The organism is Riemerella columbipharyngis (assembly GCF_900101995.1).
In the GTDB taxonomy this organism is placed as follows: domain Bacteria; phylum Bacteroidota; class Bacteroidia; order Flavobacteriales; family Weeksellaceae; genus Riemerella; species Riemerella columbipharyngis.
Genome location: NZ_FNAS01000009.1, coordinates 68,237 through 83,715 on the forward strand (window position 1 = coordinate 68,237; position 15,479 = coordinate 83,715).

A 15,479-nucleotide genomic window follows, 5' to 3' on the forward strand; every position below is an offset into this window, starting at 1 on the left:
CTAAAAAAATGAGTGCTAAAAAAGGATTAAACCTGACTCTAAAAATTTGGAGACAGAAAAACAATAAATCAAAAGGGCAATTCGAGACTTATAAAGTGTCTGATGTTTCTCCGGATTCATCATTCCTTGAAATGCTTGATATGCTCAATGAAAACTTGGTAGAAGAGGGTAAAGAGCCTGTAGCTTTCGACCACGACTGTCGCGAGGGTATCTGCGGTATGTGCTCGCTCTATATCAATGGTAGAGCACACGGACCAGATACAGGAGTTACAACTTGCCAGCTGCATATGCGTATGTTCAAAGATGGCGAAACAATACACATTGAGCCTTGGAGAAGTGCCGCTTTCCCTGTGATTAAGGATCTTGTAGTGGACAGAAGTGCGTTTGACAGAGTAATGGCTGCAGGTGGATTTATTTCTGTAAACACTTCTGGTAATACTACAGATGCCAATAATATTCCAATTCCTAAAGAAAATGCCGACAAAGCAATGGATGCTGCCGCTTGTATCGGTTGTGGTGCTTGCGTGGCTACTTGTAAGAACGGCTCTGCTATGCTGTTTGTAGGTGCTAAGGTTTCTCAGTTTGCACTCCTGCCTCAGGGACGTGTGGAAGCTAAGAGAAGAGTACTAAAAATGGTAGCCGCGATGGATGAAGAAGGATTTGGTAACTGTTCTAACACCGGTGCTTGCGAGGTAGAATGCCCGAAAGGTATTTCTTTGGAAAATATTGCAAGAATGAACAGAGAATATCTAAGTGCCAAACTTTCTACAAAAGAATAAATTTTAATTGGTTATATTTTTAAATCATTCTGCGTAAACTTGCGTAGAATGATTTTTTTTAGTTTTAACCACTATAACAAATATATAACGACATTATTATACACTATTGTAAGAAATGAGAACATTATTACTTTTTTCAGCTTCGTTGATTTCCTGTGCTTTTTTCTCTCAAAAAATAGAATATAGCGTATCTTCGGTTAATCAAAATAAACCAATTTCAGATGCAAAGGTCTGTTTTTCCAAAGATAAAGATACACTATGCCTCACCTCTAATGAAGAAGAGAAAGATATACACCACATCATTAGCCAAAGGTATTTACACAGTAAACATAACCAAAAAAGGATTTTTGCCCCTTATCAAGAAACCATTAATGTAGATAACACTTCCAAAGCATTTCATTTATAGAAAAGCAGTGCAGGGATACAAGGGGTCGTAATGAAAGTGAGAAAAAGCAATCTGAGCAGAAGTTTTGGGACAACGATATTGAAATCGATAATAATCCTTTCTTCTAGAATTCGTCTTTTGAGAATACTGTGAAAATCATTCCTGAAGTATCATTTAACAATAATAAAATTAGCTCGAAATTTTTTGATAATAAACTTAATGACTCAATTTCAGTAAATAATTTGTTTAATACTTATCACAATGAGCTTACTGGCAATATCAATGGCATCCATTCATACAGATACAGTAATTTCTCTACAAGGAGCATTGTTTTCTCGAAAAGATATTACTTTAATAAAGGTAAAAATATGAAATACAGCACTATAGAAATAGATAACTCCGACAAAGAAAGCTGTATAAAAAACTAAAAATAATAAACTTGAACAAAAATAAAAACAATAGAAAAATTAAATATTAAACATACTCTTAATTTTTATAAATAAGTTTGTATTTTTGCATTTGTAAAAAATAGATTAAAATGGCAGGAAAAATTACATTTACAATGATTAAGCCTGATGCTGTAGCAGATGGGCATATCGGTGCGATTATCGGAAAAATTTCTAAAGCTGGATTTAAATTTAGAGCAATGAAGCTTACTCAACTTACAGTAGATGATGCAAAAAAATTTTATGAAGTACACGCAGAAAGACCTTTTTATGATGAATTGGTTACATTTATGTCTTCAGGGCCTATCGTAGCAGCAGTTCTAGAAAAAGAAAATGCAGTAGAAGATTTTAGAAAACTTATTGGAGCTACTAATCCTGTAGAGGCAGCAGAGGGGACTATCAGAAAAATGTTTGCAAGGAGCGTGGGAGAGAATGCTGTTCATGGTTCCGATTCTGATGAAAATGCAAAAATAGAAGTTCAGTTTCATTTTTCAGGAAGAGAAATATTTTAATTTGCTTCAAGGTAGTCTAAGAAATATTAGATTTAAATTACAAATGTATAGATCGAAATAATAATTGATTCATGATAAAGATAGTATTTTTTATAATTGAATTATTTTCTTGAGATCAAATGCATGAAATTGGATTTAGGTATCCCTAAAAAAACTATATTTTGATTATGGGATAATTAGATTTTATTGAGTATCATACATTATGATACTCATTATTATTTTAGGTTTAAGATAATTTAAAAGTTTAAATAATTTTGTAAATTATTCTTAGTATGTGAAAAATACGTGTATTGTCCATTCAAGAATTTCTGACACAAAATTCTGTAAGATTTTAACTTCTTCTTATTGACTATTGAAATCAAAAAAAACGGGTAATATTATTAGAATCTTCCTTCTTGACTACAAATAAGATATTTGATAAAATAAGAAGATATATTTTTAAAATTATCTTAAGTCTTAAATATATTCCAGTTGGCAAAATATTTTTTTGTTTAAATACTATTCGTAATCGATATCGTCAGTACTGTGTCATCCGTAAAACATGAATCAGGATTAAATAAATCAAATTCTGTAGTTTTTCGATTATGCCACTCATATACCGAACCAATAAAATCACCGATTACAGAACCTATTATTGTCTTTGAATTATTTATTTTTTTCTATTTCAGAAAAGATTAAATAACACCATAGTATATTTTTATTTTTTATAATACATTTAAAATTATAATTACTTCAACAAATATATCCTCTACTTCTTAGCTTTAATCATCATTTCTAAAGCGTCCCACATCTCTGTCGGGATTTGCTCCAGCATATTGAATTCTCCTGCGCCTTGCAGCCACTCTCCCCCATCTATGGTAACCACTTCTCCATTGATAAACGCTGAAAAATCCGACACCAAATACGCCGCAAGATTCGCCAATTCCTGATGAACGCCCACTCTACCAAGGGGTATCTTTTTCGTCATATCAAATTGCTCTTTCAGATTCCCCGGAAGCAATCTGTCCCACGCTCCTTTTGTGGGAAACGGACCGGGTGCAATGGCATTAAACCGAATACCATATTTCGCCCATTCTACGGCAAGGCTTCTCGTCATTGCCAAAACCCCCGCTTTGGCACAAGCTGACGGCACTACATAGCCAGACCCCGTCCAAGAGTAGGTGGTAACAATATTGAGCACCGTGCCTCGTTCTTTTTGGTTTATCCAATGTTTACCAACGGCAAGCGTACAGTTTTTAGTTCCCTTCAATACAATATCGATAATCACATCAAAGGCGTTTGGCGAAAGTCTTTCGGTAGGGGATATAAAGTTCCCCGCAGCATTGTTCACCAAAATATCTATTTTACCAAATCTTTCAATCACCGCATTTTTCATTGCTTCCACTTCATCATAATGGGGGATATCACAGGAAATAGGCAGTACCTCGCCGCCGGTTTCGTTCTCAAGCTCTTGGGCTGTATTATTTAGTTTTTCTAAATTCCTCGATGAGATAGCCACCTTGGCGCCTAATTCCAAAAAGTACTTAGACATTGCTTTACCAAGGCCGCTGCCGCCTCCGGTCACAATGATGATTTTATCCTTTAGCGCATCTTCTCTCAGCATTGGGTTTGTATAAGTATTCATAAGATTTCTAATTTTTAGGTTAATGATTTTTTATCTTGATTATAAACGACAGTATAAATATTCTCTTTAATCACCGCCTTGTCTGCATCGCTAAAATTAGCCAACAGAAACAGCGGCAAAGCATTTTTATCTTTTGAATAAGGGGGCTGAATATAGTTCTCATCTATGATTCGAAAACTATTTCTTTGATAAAACTCAATCCGCTTTTTGGCAATTTTGCTAAGGCTGTCGGGCTCAGATTCTAAAACAATGTGCCGATATTCATTCTTTAATAATTGAAGAACCTCGCTGCCCAATCCTTGTCCTCGGAAATGAGAAAAAATTTCAAAATGTTCTAAAAACACAAAATCCTGCAAATGCCAAATAATCAAATAACCAACGATAGCATCTTTGTGATGAATACTGAGAACTTCTACTTTTTCATTAACAAACAAAGAAAAAAATTGCCCCTCATCTCGGCGTTCATCAGGTGGAAATGTTCGGCAATAGCATTGATAGATTTCTTGGGCTAAAACATCTTTACAAAGGATATCTCTGATACTTAACATAATTTACAAATCAAAAACGCTCGGTCGTCTGGTAATGAACATATCCTTAATCCAAAGCGTAAATGCCAACCCCAAATAAATCAAAAAGAAAACTCCTGCCGTAGCAAAAGTAGAGTAGATAAAGAACACCCTCAGCTTGGAAACCGGTATCCCGATTTTCGCCCCCATACGCGTAAGTACGCCGAACCACTCTCTCTCGAAACGATGCCTGATATTACTGAACATCTTTAAGTTTTTAATAAATGATAACCGATGCCGCAATTTAGACATTTTTTCTGACTACAAGAATTTTTATGATGAAAAAGTAACGCTTGGCTCTCCAAGGCATTGTTAATCCTAAGCCCCATCTTTTTCCATTCGCTGATGATACTATTTTTTTCTACCGGTATCTTTTCATAGAAAGACAAAATCTTATCCGGCGTATCCTCCTGCATATCCCGATAGTAAGCATATTTGAATGGCAAAACCACATTAAGCAATATCAGATGAATAAAATCTTTGGAAAGTATTTTCGGATATTCTTTAGCCGTAATTTTTCCGAAAGAATAACGATTATCCCAATATTCGGAAGCGGAGATTGGCTCAAAAACCTGATACAGTGCTCCCAAGTCGTCTGCCTTTACTAATTTTGAAAATAAATTTTGATGTCTGTGGTAAAGACTTGCAAGCTGGGAAAATCTTATTGTAGGAAAGTTTGGCGGACGAAGCCTTAAAAATTTTGGCGTAATGGTAATGTCCGGTAGCTGAAACTTGACTCTTAGGTAGTCAAACTCTTTTTTCCAAATCTCCATTGTCTCGTCCAAAGGCTCGTTCAGCCAGCCACTTATTCCGTAAAAAAGTGCTTCCAACTGCGTCTTGTTCTGCCTAATTTTGTTGATGACCGCATACTCTACACTCTGGGCTGTTTGCAGGAAGATAGGGGCATTCACTTTCAGTCCAAAGGCGTACGCAAGAAGATGAAAAAGTACCGCTTCGTAATTATTTCTATACCGCTTCAGATATTCTGCTATGACATCGGCTTTTTCTTCAAGCTTCTTTAGAAGTATATGCTCTGCAAATTGAAAGGGTACCTTATCCTTATCAAAAATAGGAGTACAAGGAATAAAGGTCCTTTCGGAAGAAAGGATTTTGTATTTTTCAAATACAGAGGGCTCTATATAAGATTTTAGCTCCAAAGTAGGAATATGATTCCGAACAAGGTGGGGAATATCTCTATCGTGCTCATAAACAGCGTGCAGAATAAGATTACCAAAATTTTTATCCAAATGGTGTTTATGCAAAAGATAATCCGAAGACTTTAGATGAAGCTCTATGTTTCCTACAAAACAGAGATTTTTGGTTTTAATCTTTGCAAAGAGAAAATCCGGTCCCGCATCGAGATTCCATTCTCCAAAGTCCATAATCTCTATCACATTCCCCTCCGTATCCTTAAAATCAAAGGATTTGAATATTTTATAGTTCCAAAAGTATTGCAATAGACTCTCGTTCATCTAAGACCGATTTTACAGTGCCAATATAGTAATTTTTATTAACTTTGAAAAAATATTATTTTAAACAGGCTCTTAATGAGTAAAATCATTCCTTAGCCATAAGTTCCTTTGCTTGCTGGATAGCGGCATCTGTAATTTTACTTCCGGAGATAAGCTGTGCTATTTCTTTTAGTTTTTCTTCTGCGGACAGTGGTATAATATTCGAGCGGGTACGTCCTTCGTAGTCTTCTTTTATCACTTTGTAGTGGTGGCTGCCTTTTGCGGCAACCTGAGCAAGGTGCGTAATGACGATCAGCTGCATATCCTTAGACATTTCCCTCATCACTTTTCCTATTTCTTCGGCGATACGCCCAGAAACCCCCGTGTCTATTTCATCTAAAATAAGCGTAGGAAGCTCCTCGTTTTCTGCCATTATCTTCTTTATGGCAAGCATCACCCTTGAGCGTTCTCCACCGGAAATAGCCGAATGTATGGGTTTTAGTGGAAATCCGGAGTTGGCTTGGAATAGTATTTCTATATCTTCTTTGCCATAGAGGTTGTAGTCTTCGGATGGGGTAAATTTCACTTCTATTTTGGCTTTGTCTAATCCCAATTGAGAAAGTAACGCTTGTATTTTAGCCTTAAAGGTTTCCGCCGCTTCTTCACGATGACGATGCAAAGTTTCCGAAAGCTCTCGCATAGCCGCAAGTTCTCGCTCTATAGTCGCCTGTGTTTCCTCTATTTGAGCCTCCAAATCGTCAAAACTATTTTTTTCGGTTTCAAGATTTTGGCGTATATCGATAAGCTCTTCTATGGAATGGACTTGGTGTTTTAGGAAAAGAGCATTTATCTTATTTATCTTTTCTGTAAGGATAAAGATTTCTTCGGGGTTTACGCTTATTTTGTCGCTTTCGTTGGATATTTCATTCACGATATCTTTCATCTCCAGCACCGCCGACTCCCAGCGGGCATAGAGCTCCTCAAATGCAGACGAAAAAGAGGCTAGCTTTGAGAGTTTATTATTAATGTCATTCAGCTGAGGCTCTACGCCATATTCCTCTTGGTAGAACGAATTCAAAATTTGATTGACATTCTCCGCTATCGCTTCCGTATTTTCCTGTATGGACAGCTGATTTTGCAGCTCCTCCCAGTCTAAATCCTCCAAAGGAAGTTCCTCTAATTCTTGCAATAGAAAATTGTTGTAATCGCTTTCCTTGTTGCTCTGTGCCAGTTTTTCCCGAAGGCTGTTTAGCACTTTCGTTAGCGATTTGTAAACCCTGAAATGCTTTTGGTAGTCCTCTATAATCAATTTATTATCACAGAGTCGGTCTATCATTTTGAACTGAAAAGCATCGGTGAATAGCTGTGAAGTCTCAAACTGAGAGTGGATATCAATCAGCTTGGAAGAGAGCATTTTCAGGACATCCAAAGTAACGGGAACATCGTTTACAAAAGCTCTGGATTTGCCACTTGGTAGAATTTCCCTGCGTATGATGGTAGGGTTTTCAAAATCCAAATCGTGCTCATCAAAGAAAGGGGTAAGACGCTCCGATGCCACAAACTCCGCCTCTACCACACTTTTTTTATCTTGGTTGGCAATAGACTTAATATCTGCCCTTTCGCCGAGTATAAGGCGCAACGCACCGAGTATGATAGATTTTCCGGCACCGGTCTCACCTGTAATTACTTGCAGCCCCTTGTTCAGATGAATATCAAGGGTATCTATCAAAGCAAAATTCTGTATGAAAATCCTATTTAGCATTAGGCAAAGATAAGAAAAAACCGCCTCGAAAAAAACACCTACCTTTTCCAATTGGTATTAGGCTAAAACGAGAGAAGAGGAGTTCTATCGCCAATAAATTCTAAGTGATGATTTTCTGTGTATGATATTTTTTAATTTGGTTGTTACGTCCGCTTATCTGTCAAAAAACATCGGGCTTTTAGTAATGCAGTGATTGGCACGATAATTGCGAACTATTTTGCAGGATTCTCATGTTTAATTTGAGTTTTCATGGTTATTAGTTTTTACTCCGGTCCAATAGGGCTGGAGTTTTTTCTATCTGTATCCGAAGTTTTTCAGATCTCGCTCATTTTTACGCCAATCTTTTTTTACTTTTACAAAAAGATTGAGGTGTATTTTTTTTGCAAAGAATTTCTCTAAATCTTCTCTTGCCTGTGTACCCACTCTTTTGATAGCCTCACCCTTATGTCCTATTATTATTCCTTTCTGGGATTCTCTTTCTACATAGATAATGGAATCAATAAATATAATACTTTCCTTTTCTTTGAATAGTTCTGTGACAACTTCTACAGAATAAGGGATTTCTTTCTCGTAATTAAGAAGAATTTTTTCCCGAATCGTTTCATTAACGAAGAATCGCTCCGGCTTATCTGTATATTGGTCTTTGTCGTAGTACGGCGGATTCTCGGGCAGCAGAGATTTGAGTTTCGGTAAAATAGCATCGGTATTGAATCCTTCCAACGCAGATATAGGAAGGATTTCTGCCTTAGGTATTTGCTGATGCCAAAAAAGCATCGCTTTTTCTAATTCCTCTTGGTTGCTTTTATCTATCTTGTTGACTAAAATCAGTACCGGTACGGGGATTTTATTAAGTTTTTCTGTTAAAAATTCCGAAGGGATCTCCTTGTCCGTTACATCTACTATAAACAAAAAGACATCTGCATCTTGCAAAGAATCTTTTACAAAATCCATCATTTTTTCTTGAAGCTGATACTTAGGGTCTAAGACGCCCGGGGTATCCGAAAAAACAATCTGTAAGTCGGGTTCATTATAGATTCCGAATATTCTGTGTCTTGTGGTTTGTGCTTTTTGAGTAACGATGGCGAGTTTCTCTCCCATCAATTGATTGAGCAGTGTAGATTTCCCAGCATTGGGTTTTCCTACTATATTTACAAATCCGGCTTTGTGCATTGGTTGATATTTTTGCAAATTTAAGAATATACTTTAAATATGATTTTCAAAATATAAAGAGGACGATTTATGCTAACCGCCCTCTTGAATATGATAACAAAGCTCTGTTTAGCCTTTGTATTTACCTATTGCGATAAATTTCTCCTGTCTTTGGGCTTCCAGTTCTTCTCTTGAGAATTTTTTGAAAGCTTTAATGTTGCTGAGGATAGATTTCTTTACATTTTCAAAAGTTGTTTTCGGGTCGTAGTGTGCACCGCCCAGAGGCTCTTCTATTATACCGTCTATAATTTTTTCTTTCAAAGAATCTTGTGCTGTAAGTTTCATCGTAGAGGCAGCTTCCTCCTTGTGTTCCCAGTTTCTCCAAAGAATTGCCGAACAGTTTTCGGGGGAAATCACAGAGTACCAAGAATTCTCCATCATATAAACTTTATTCCCCACACCTATTCCCAACGCACCTCCGCTGGCACCTTCCCCTATGATATAGCACAGAACGGGGGTTTTTAGAGTAAACATTTCAAAGATATTTCTTGCAATGGCTTCGCCCTGTCCGCGTTCTTCGGCTTCCAATCCCGGATAAGCTCCCGGAGTATCGATAAAGCAAACGATAGGGATGTTGAATTTTTCAGCCATTTTCATCAGCCTAAGAGCCTTGCGATAGCCTTCCGGATTGCTCATTCCGAATCTCCGGTGCTGTCGTTCTTTGGTGGTTCTTCCTTTTTGTGTTCCTATGAACATTACAGATTGTCCGTTTATTTTGGCCAAACCTCCTACCATTGCAGGGTCATCGGCAAAATTACGGTCGCCGTGCAATTCCAAAAAACTACCTTCATCGGCAATTCCTTTTATATAGTCTAAAGTATAAGGGCGATCCGGATGTCTGGACAGCTGCACCCTCTGCCAAGGGGTAAGGTTACCATAGATCTCTTTTTTCTTTTCTATGATTTTATCTTCTATCTGGCTGCATGCGAGCTTCACATCTACGCCACTTTCTTCTCCTACCAAAGTACAAGTTTGGTATTGCTCCATGAGCTCTTTTATTGGGGTTTCAAATTCTAAGTATTCCATATTTAATGAAAATTATGCCTCAAATTTAATGAAATTTTTCTAAAGCAAATTTAATTAATAGTTGTAATGGCTTTATGTATTCTTTCTAATGTTTCTTCTTTGCCTAATATTTCCATTAAATCGGGAATATCGGGGCCTTTCAGTTCTCCTACCAAAGCCAATCGGAGAGGCATCATTACCTTACCCATTCCCATTGATCTCTCTTCCACGAAATGGTGGATTGTTTGTTTCAAATTCTCTGCCTCAAAGTCCGTTTGTTCTAATACTTGGCTTAGGCTGGAAAGTGTGTCTTTGGAGCCTTCTTTCCATGCCTTTTTTATGCCTTTCTCATCATACTCTTGCGGTGCGTGGAAGAAGAATTTTCCTTCGTTATAAATATCTTTCACGAAAGTAGCTCTCTCCTTCATCAGTCCTATTATTTTTAGAAGTTTATCATCGTTTGTGCTTTCCAGAGGAATATTTGCATCTTTTTTAATGATTGATAAAATCTCATCATTGGATTTTTTGTGGAGGTACTGCTGATTGAACCACTTTGCTTTTTCGATACTGAACCTTGCTCCTGCTTTATGGACTTTATACAGGTCGAACTCGTTTATCATTTCCTCCATAGAGAGGATTTCGCGGTCATTTGCCGGCGACCACCCAAGTAATGCCACCATATTGATAAAGGCATCGGGGAAGTAGCCTTCGTCCCTGTAACCTTTGTAGGTTGTATCTGTAGCTTTGTCGTAAAAATCCATAGGAAAAACAGGGAAACCGAATTTTGCACCGTCTCTTTTGGAAAGTTTTCCTTTACCTTCCGGTTTTAGGATAAGAGAAAGGTGGGCGAACTGAGGTGCTTCCCACCCCATAGCTTCGTAGAGCAAAAGATGCAGCGGCAGAGAAGGCAGCCATTCCTCACCACGGATTACATGCGATATTTTCATTTCGTGATCATCGATGATGTTGGCAAAATGATAGGTAGGCATACCGTCATTTTTCACCAAAACCTTATCGTCCAAATCATTAGTGTTAATACTAAATTTACCACGGATAATATCTTCCATCTGAACCACTCTGTCCACCGGCATTTTGAACCTTATCACATAAGGGGTATTGTTATCCAAAAGTTTCCGAACCTCTTCTTCCGGTAGAGATATGCTGTTTCTCAGTTGGTTTCTGGTAATGTAATTATAGGCAAAAACTTCTCCTCTTGCCTCGTATTCTTTTCGGATTTGTTCAAGTTCTTCAGGGGTGTCAAAAGCCATATAGGCATAATTGGTTTTTAAGATATGAGCGGTATATTTATCGTATATATCTCGCCTTTCAGATTGCCTGTATGGGGCATACGGTCCTCCTTTCTCCGGGCTTTCATCCGGTATTATTCCGCACCATTCCAAAGATTTGCTAATATACTCTTCGGCACCTTCTACATATCTGGCGGTGTCTGTATCTTCTATTCTTAAGACGAAATCTCCGCCATTATGTTTAGCGAAAAGATAATCGTAAAGGGCTGTTCTTACACCTCCTAAATGTAGTGCTCCTGTGGGACTTGGGGCAAAACGAACTCTCACTTTTTCCATGATAATTTTCGGATTATAAACTATTATTAAAACGCAAATTTACAGAAAATATAAAGATTCTGCATAGAGACTTTTTTGTTGAAGGTATAGAAAAGGGTATTTGCCAGAGTTTAATCTCAACTATCAGTATATTCAATAACAAAAAAATGCTTAGTTTTGTATTTAAATTTGAAATTTATGGAAATAGGAGAAAGACCTTGGGGGAAATATTTTGTGTTAGAAGACCAGCCAAATTACAAACTAAAAAGAATAGAAGTAAATCCTGGGCATAGACTCTCTTATCAGTATCATCATAAGAGACAAGAGGCTTGGACAATTATACAAGGGACAGCAAAGGTAACATTAGACGGAGAAGAAATTGTATTCAAGTATGGAGAAACAGTGCAGATTCCCCGACAGATTAAACACCGCATTCAAAATATCGGCGAAGATATTTTAGTGTTTATAGAAGTCCAAACCGGAACATATTTTGGGGAAGATGACATCATTAGGTTAGAAGATGATTATAGTAGAGATTGAATGAAAAGATTGATGTTCCATAGTGTTCTGTATTTTTTAATTTTTGCATTATTTCTTTTAGGGGGCAAAGCCCAAGCACAGCTCACAATGCACCCTATGGCAACTGTAGGCTATACGTATCAAAACCAAAATTTTGGAGAGCTTGGAGGGAAACTTTTATTCTTAAAAAAAGATGAAATGCTATATCGCATAGGAGCCTCTGCTCTGATAGGCAGCGTGAAAGGCAAAATCTCTGTGATACCTAAATTACAAACAGATGTTTTATTTAATTTCAGCAAGGGGCATAGTGTAAAACAGCCTCATTACTTTGTTTTGGGAGCAGAAGCCACAAATAAGTTTTTTTCTCCAAAATTAGGAATAAGTGCATTTGGGTTAATAGAACTTTCGGGAGGGTATGCTTTCCCTTGGAATAACCAAACGCTTAATGGAAAAACCCTCAAAGGGGTTAATTTTAATTGTACTTTCAATATTCCTTTAGTCGTTTTCTTCGGTAAGAAAAGTTAGGGTCTTATGAAATCTCTTTTTAGAAACTTTTCTATTCGTGCAATTGTAGTACCTATATTGGTGTTATCTGCGATGTGGATTGTTTTCTTTTTTCAAGTGATAGGGTTGATAGAGCCTTGCGAAGGAGCCCTCATTCCATTAGTGCCGCAGGGGCTTAAAGGCATTTTCTTTTCGCCTCTCCTACACGCCAATATAAATCACATTACAGGAAACTCTGTACCTATGGTGGTATTGCTTTTCCTGCTTTATCAGTTTTATCCCAAAATAGCAGATACCATATTTATAACAGGGTGGCTGGTAAGCGGTTTTTTACTCTGGCTGATGCCTCCGATAAGTTTTTACGATGCATCTCCTTATACTTGTATTATTGGTGCGAGCGGAGTAGTTTATGTTTTGGCATTTTATTTATTTTTTAGTGGAATATTCAGATGGGACATCAGGCTTATGGCCATTTCTTTGATTGTGGCTTTATACTATGGAGGATTGATTTGGGGGATATTTCCCGAAGAACTGTTTTTGCCTCCGGAATATAGGAGCAATATCTCTTGGCAAGCACATTTGTCGGGTGCTGTAGTGGGGAGCATTTTGGCGTTTATGTATCGTAAATATAACGAGGAAAATAAGAATAAATTTATATGGCAATACCCCAACTATTATAGTGAGAAAGACGACAAACTTTGGCAGGAGTACAAAGCTCGTTTTCCGGAAGATTTCAATGAATTGCCGCGAATGAAAGAGCCGGACATATGGGACAGGCTGGAGGAAATTAGAAAAAATGAGCATTAAAAATCTACCGCCATTACCAAAATACTGATTTTATTATTCCCTTTTTTAATGAGTTCCCAAGCCGCACTGCTTATAGTGTTTCCTGTGGTATAAACATCATCTATGAGAAGAATATGTTTATCTTGTATAGCACATTGTACCGAAAACAAGTTTTTAATTTCAGAACGGTGTTCTCGGTCTTTTTGAGCTTGAGGTTTTGAATAAAAATTTCTTTTAAGAAGATTATGAGAATAAGGGATTTTAGTCTCTTTTGAAATATATTCTACAAAATGATGAAGCTGGTTGTATCCACGCTCTTTTTGCTTACGAGGATGTAAAGGAATACTCGTGATAATGTCTATTCCGAAAGAGGATAAAATATTTTTCTCTACGGTCCATTTCGCAAGTGTTTTTCCTATGATACTTCTGCCGTTGTATTTTAGTTCGTGAATGATTTTTTGGCTAAGCCCACTCTTTTGGTAGAGCATAAGGGCTACAGCTTTCTCGGTAGGGAATAAAAGACGGCATTTCTGTTCCAGTAGGTTGGTTTCCGTAAAAGAGAAATTTGCAAAATCAATTAAAGACACACAAGCATCGCATACTGCGTCATTTGCATCAATAATATTTTGACATCCTAAACAGCGGTTGGGAAAAAGTAGATCCAATATCAGATTCATACAAAGTTCTTACTTTTTTAATGCCAAAATCATTCTTTCCATTTTAAAAGTTCTATATTTTCACCATCAAAAACAGCGTAGGTAAAATAGCTTATCCAATCCCCAAGATTGACATATTGGGCATTTTTTTCTAAGCCTAAAATCATCGGGAGATGGCGATGTCCATAAACAAAATAATCAATTTTTTCTGTTTCTAATTTCTTTTTAGAATAGAGGATAAGAAATTCCTTGTCTTCTCCTAAAAATTTTTTATCTTCTTCTCCGCTGATGAGCTTGTTTTTTTGAGAAAGATAAAGTGCTAATTTCATAGCAATGTCCGGGTGGAGCCATCGAAAAGCCCATTGTGCTAATGGATTGGTAAAAACTTTTTTCATTCTTTTGTAGCCTTTATCTCCGGGGCCCAATCCGTCTCCGTGGGCAAGAAGAAATATTTTTTTGTTGACAGAATAATATCTTTTTTCAAAATAAACAGGTATTCCCAATTCTTTTTCGAAATAGTCTTTCATCCAGAGGTCGTGGTTGCCTACAAAGAAAAAGATATCAATGCCGCTGTCTTTTAGTTCCGCGAGTTTTCCCAGCAGCCGCACATAGCCTTTGGGTACCACATATTGCCATTCGTGCCAAAAATCGAACAAATCTCCCATAAGAAAAACAGCTTGTGCGTCTTTTTTTATGCTGTCCAGCCAACGGATAAAACGCTCTTCGCGAACCTTGCTTTCCTCCGGAGATGGCGCACCGAAGTGTTGGTCGGAAGCAAAGTATATTTTTTTACCAATTTTCAGGGATATCGTTTCCATAGTTTTATGGATTTTCTTCAGCCAGCCATTCGCCATAGGAGTTCTCGGTTTCGTGAAGTTTGAGGTAGGCTAATTGTAAAGGGCTGGGCAGCCGCTGTTTTATTTTTTCAGCAATGTCGTAAAGCATATTCTCGCAAGTGGGTTGATAATCACAATAAATGACTTTATGCCCTTTACTTGCAAGCTCATCACCCAATTCCTTATGAGGGGAAAGTCCATTTACGAGGACGGCGTGATCCCAGCAGTCTACAATTTCCTCTTTTACAATCTTTTTGATATCTCCGAAATCTACTACCATACCATTTTTAGGGTGGTTGAGGTCGGATATTGGTTTTCCCTTTACCGTTACAAAAAGTTTGTAAGAATGCCCATGCATATTTTTGCACTTTCCATCGTAATTATAGAGTACATGGGCGGTTTCAAAAGTGAAAATTTTAGTAATTCTTATCATTTTGCAAAGATAACTATTTTTGGGAATGTAGGAGTGAGTTTTGGTTTGGTTAACGAGATTGCCTCTTCTTAGCTAAAATCTACTGTAAATAAAAAGTTCAAGATAATTTAAGCGGGTTGTTTTGTATCAATTTACTACATAGCCAGAACTCTCTATTCCATTGAATAGATGCCTATTTAAAGTAAATTCATTTTATTATATTTAATACTACAATGTTTTTGTATCCTAGATCAGCAAGCTCATCATAAGTTTTTACGTATGTAGATAGTTAGTAGTTTCCTTTTATATATTTGGTCGTGTTTTAAAAAGTATGATGATATAAAAATTTGACAATCAGGAAATAAAGTTCTATTTTTGTTGAATGTTAATAATAATTAAACTCCACTGCCCCAATTGTCAAGGTACAAAGATAGTCAAAAACGGAAACAAAAAGAACAAAAAGCA

17 protein-coding genes are annotated in these 15,479 nt (G+C 37.0%); 6 read left to right on the forward strand and 11 right to left on the reverse strand.

Features of this window, described 5'->3' with window-relative positions; translation table 11 throughout:
• Nucleotides 1–8 precede the first annotated feature (8 nt).
• The 3 genes from BLS89_RS06260 to BLS89_RS06275 all read left to right on the forward strand — a co-directional run bounded on the left by BLS89_RS06260 (nucleotide 9) and on the right by BLS89_RS06275 (nucleotide 2,122).
• Nucleotides 9–779 (forward strand): succinate dehydrogenase/fumarate reductase iron-sulfur subunit, encoded by a 771-nt coding sequence (locus tag BLS89_RS06260; RefSeq protein ID WP_092736664.1) that lies wholly within the window; start codon nucleotides 9–11, stop codon nucleotides 777–779.
• A gap of 115 nt (nucleotides 780–894) precedes the next feature.
• Nucleotides 895–1,185: a hypothetical protein gene (locus BLS89_RS06265; RefSeq protein ID WP_092736666.1), complete on the forward strand. Its 291-nt coding sequence runs from the start codon at nucleotides 895–897 to the stop codon at nucleotides 1,183–1,185.
• Nucleotides 1,186–1,702: 517 nt separating this feature from the next.
• On the forward strand, nucleotides 1,703–2,122 hold the full coding sequence (locus BLS89_RS06275; protein WP_092736670.1) for a nucleoside-diphosphate kinase: 420 nt from the start codon (nucleotides 1,703–1,705) through the stop codon (nucleotides 2,120–2,122).
• Nucleotides 2,123–2,870: 748 nt separating this feature from the next.
• On the opposite strand, the gene BLS89_RS06280 is transcribed toward BLS89_RS06275, so the two are convergent.
• The 8 genes from BLS89_RS06280 to gltX all read right to left on the reverse strand — a co-directional run bounded on the left by BLS89_RS06280 (nucleotide 2,871) and on the right by gltX (nucleotide 11,322).
• Complete coding sequence (locus BLS89_RS06280) at nucleotides 2,871–3,746, reverse strand: SDR family oxidoreductase (RefSeq protein ID WP_092736672.1); 876 nt, start codon at nucleotides 3,744–3,746, stop codon at nucleotides 2,871–2,873.
• A gap of 14 nt (nucleotides 3,747–3,760) precedes the next feature.
• Entirely contained in the window at nucleotides 3,761–4,294 is a 534-nt protein-coding gene (locus BLS89_RS06285; RefSeq protein WP_092736674.1) for a GNAT family N-acetyltransferase, read from the reverse strand.
• A gap of 3 nt (nucleotides 4,295–4,297) precedes the next feature.
• The gene (locus BLS89_RS06290; RefSeq protein WP_092736676.1) at nucleotides 4,298–4,519 is read right to left on the reverse strand and encodes a PspC family transcriptional regulator; all 222 of its coding nucleotides are present in this window, start codon (nucleotides 4,517–4,519) and stop codon (nucleotides 4,298–4,300) included.
• Nucleotides 4,520–4,521: 2 nt separating this feature from the next.
• Nucleotides 4,522–5,784: a DUF2851 family protein gene (locus BLS89_RS06295; RefSeq protein ID WP_092736678.1), complete on the reverse strand. Its 1,263-nt coding sequence runs from the start codon at nucleotides 5,782–5,784 to the stop codon at nucleotides 4,522–4,524.
• Nucleotides 5,785–5,869: 85 nt separating this feature from the next.
• Entirely contained in the window at nucleotides 5,870–7,525 is a 1,656-nt protein-coding gene (locus BLS89_RS06300) for a DNA repair protein RecN (RefSeq protein WP_092736680.1), read from the reverse strand.
• Nucleotides 7,526–7,819: 294 nt separating this feature from the next.
• Nucleotides 7,820–8,695 (reverse strand): GTPase Era, encoded by an 876-nt coding sequence (gene era / locus BLS89_RS06305; protein WP_092736682.1) that lies wholly within the window; start codon nucleotides 8,693–8,695, stop codon nucleotides 7,820–7,822.
• A 108-nt stretch (nucleotides 8,696–8,803) separates the two neighbouring features.
• A complete protein-coding gene (locus tag BLS89_RS06310) occupies nucleotides 8,804–9,760 on the reverse strand; it encodes an acetyl-CoA carboxylase carboxyltransferase subunit alpha (protein ID WP_092736684.1) in 957 nt (318 codons plus the stop codon).
• A gap of 50 nt (nucleotides 9,761–9,810) precedes the next feature.
• A complete protein-coding gene (gltX, locus tag BLS89_RS06315; RefSeq protein WP_092736686.1) occupies nucleotides 9,811–11,322 on the reverse strand; it encodes a glutamate--tRNA ligase in 1,512 nt (503 codons plus the stop codon).
• A 177-nt stretch (nucleotides 11,323–11,499) separates the two neighbouring features.
• Between gltX and BLS89_RS06320 the strand changes: the two genes are divergently transcribed.
• The 3 genes from BLS89_RS06320 to BLS89_RS06330 are packed head-to-tail and all read left to right on the forward strand — an operon-like array spanning nucleotide 11,500 to nucleotide 13,131.
• A complete protein-coding gene (locus tag BLS89_RS06320) occupies nucleotides 11,500–11,841 on the forward strand; it encodes a phosphomannose isomerase type II C-terminal cupin domain (protein WP_092736688.1) in 342 nt (113 codons plus the stop codon).
• The gene (locus tag BLS89_RS06325) at nucleotides 11,842–12,345 is read left to right on the forward strand and encodes a hypothetical protein (protein ID WP_176763264.1); all 504 of its coding nucleotides are present in this window, start codon (nucleotides 11,842–11,844) and stop codon (nucleotides 12,343–12,345) included.
• Between the two features lie 6 nt (nucleotides 12,346–12,351).
• Nucleotides 12,352–13,131, forward strand: a complete 780-nt coding sequence (locus tag BLS89_RS06330; protein ID WP_092736690.1) for a rhomboid family intramembrane serine protease — start codon at nucleotides 12,352–12,354, stop codon at nucleotides 13,129–13,131.
• Here the strand turns inward: BLS89_RS06330 and BLS89_RS06335 are convergent.
• From BLS89_RS06335 to queD, 3 genes are read right to left on the reverse strand one after another with little or no spacing between them, the layout of a single operon-like run.
• Nucleotides 13,128–13,787 (reverse strand): ComF family protein, encoded by a 660-nt coding sequence (locus tag BLS89_RS06335; RefSeq protein ID WP_092736692.1) that lies wholly within the window; start codon nucleotides 13,785–13,787, stop codon nucleotides 13,128–13,130. The genes BLS89_RS06330 and BLS89_RS06335 overlap by 4 nt on opposite strands.
• A 29-nt stretch (nucleotides 13,788–13,816) precedes the next feature.
• A complete protein-coding gene (locus BLS89_RS06340; protein ID WP_092736712.1) occupies nucleotides 13,817–14,584 on the reverse strand; it encodes a UDP-2,3-diacylglucosamine diphosphatase in 768 nt (255 codons plus the stop codon).
• 4 nt (nucleotides 14,585–14,588) lie between these two features.
• On the reverse strand, nucleotides 14,589–15,035 hold the full coding sequence (gene queD / locus BLS89_RS06345) for a 6-carboxytetrahydropterin synthase QueD (RefSeq protein ID WP_092736694.1): 447 nt from the start codon (nucleotides 15,033–15,035) through the stop codon (nucleotides 14,589–14,591).
• Nucleotides 15,036–15,479 lie beyond the last annotated feature (444 nt).

What these genes read in the sequence shown, in the direction of transcription:
- BLS89_RS06260 (WP_092736664.1), top strand. Translation starts at nt 9, where the DNA reads ATGAGTGCTAAAAAAGGATTAAACCTGACTCTAAAAATTTGGAGACAG.
- BLS89_RS06265 (WP_092736666.1), top strand. Translation starts at nt 895, where the DNA reads ATGAGAACATTATTACTTTTTTCAGCTTCGTTGATTTCCTGTGCTTTT.
- BLS89_RS06275 (WP_092736670.1), top strand. Translation starts at nt 1,703, where the DNA reads ATGGCAGGAAAAATTACATTTACAATGATTAAGCCTGATGCTGTAGCA.
- BLS89_RS06280 (WP_092736672.1), bottom strand. Translation starts at nt 3,746, where the DNA reads ATGAATACTTATACAAACCCAATGCTGAGAGAAGATGCGCTAAAGGAT.
- BLS89_RS06285 (WP_092736674.1), bottom strand. Translation starts at nt 4,294, where the DNA reads ATGTTAAGTATCAGAGATATCCTTTGTAAAGATGTTTTAGCCCAAGAA.
- BLS89_RS06290 (WP_092736676.1), bottom strand. Translation starts at nt 4,519, where the DNA reads ATGTTCAGTAATATCAGGCATCGTTTCGAGAGAGAGTGGTTCGGCGTA.
- BLS89_RS06295 (WP_092736678.1), bottom strand. Translation starts at nt 5,784, where the DNA reads ATGAACGAGAGTCTATTGCAATACTTTTGGAACTATAAAATATTCAAA.
- BLS89_RS06300 (WP_092736680.1), bottom strand. Translation starts at nt 7,525, where the DNA reads ATGCTAAATAGGATTTTCATACAGAATTTTGCTTTGATAGATACCCTT.
- era (WP_092736682.1), bottom strand. Translation starts at nt 8,695, where the DNA reads ATGCACAAAGCCGGATTTGTAAATATAGTAGGAAAACCCAATGCTGGG.
- BLS89_RS06310 (WP_092736684.1), bottom strand. Translation starts at nt 9,760, where the DNA reads ATGGAATACTTAGAATTTGAAACCCCAATAAAAGAGCTCATGGAGCAA.
- gltX (WP_092736686.1), bottom strand. Translation starts at nt 11,322, where the DNA reads ATGGAAAAAGTGAGAGTTCGTTTTGCCCCAAGTCCCACAGGAGCACTA.
- BLS89_RS06320 (WP_092736688.1), top strand. Translation starts at nt 11,500, where the DNA reads ATGGAAATAGGAGAAAGACCTTGGGGGAAATATTTTGTGTTAGAAGAC.
- BLS89_RS06325 (WP_176763264.1), top strand. Translation starts at nt 11,842, where the DNA reads ATGAAAAGATTGATGTTCCATAGTGTTCTGTATTTTTTAATTTTTGCA.
- BLS89_RS06330 (WP_092736690.1), top strand. Translation starts at nt 12,352, where the DNA reads ATGAAATCTCTTTTTAGAAACTTTTCTATTCGTGCAATTGTAGTACCT.
- BLS89_RS06335 (WP_092736692.1), bottom strand. Translation starts at nt 13,787, where the DNA reads ATGAATCTGATATTGGATCTACTTTTTCCCAACCGCTGTTTAGGATGT.
- BLS89_RS06340 (WP_092736712.1), bottom strand. Translation starts at nt 14,584, where the DNA reads ATGGAAACGATATCCCTGAAAATTGGTAAAAAAATATACTTTGCTTCC.
- queD (WP_092736694.1), bottom strand. Translation starts at nt 15,035, where the DNA reads ATGATAAGAATTACTAAAATTTTCACTTTTGAAACCGCCCATGTACTC.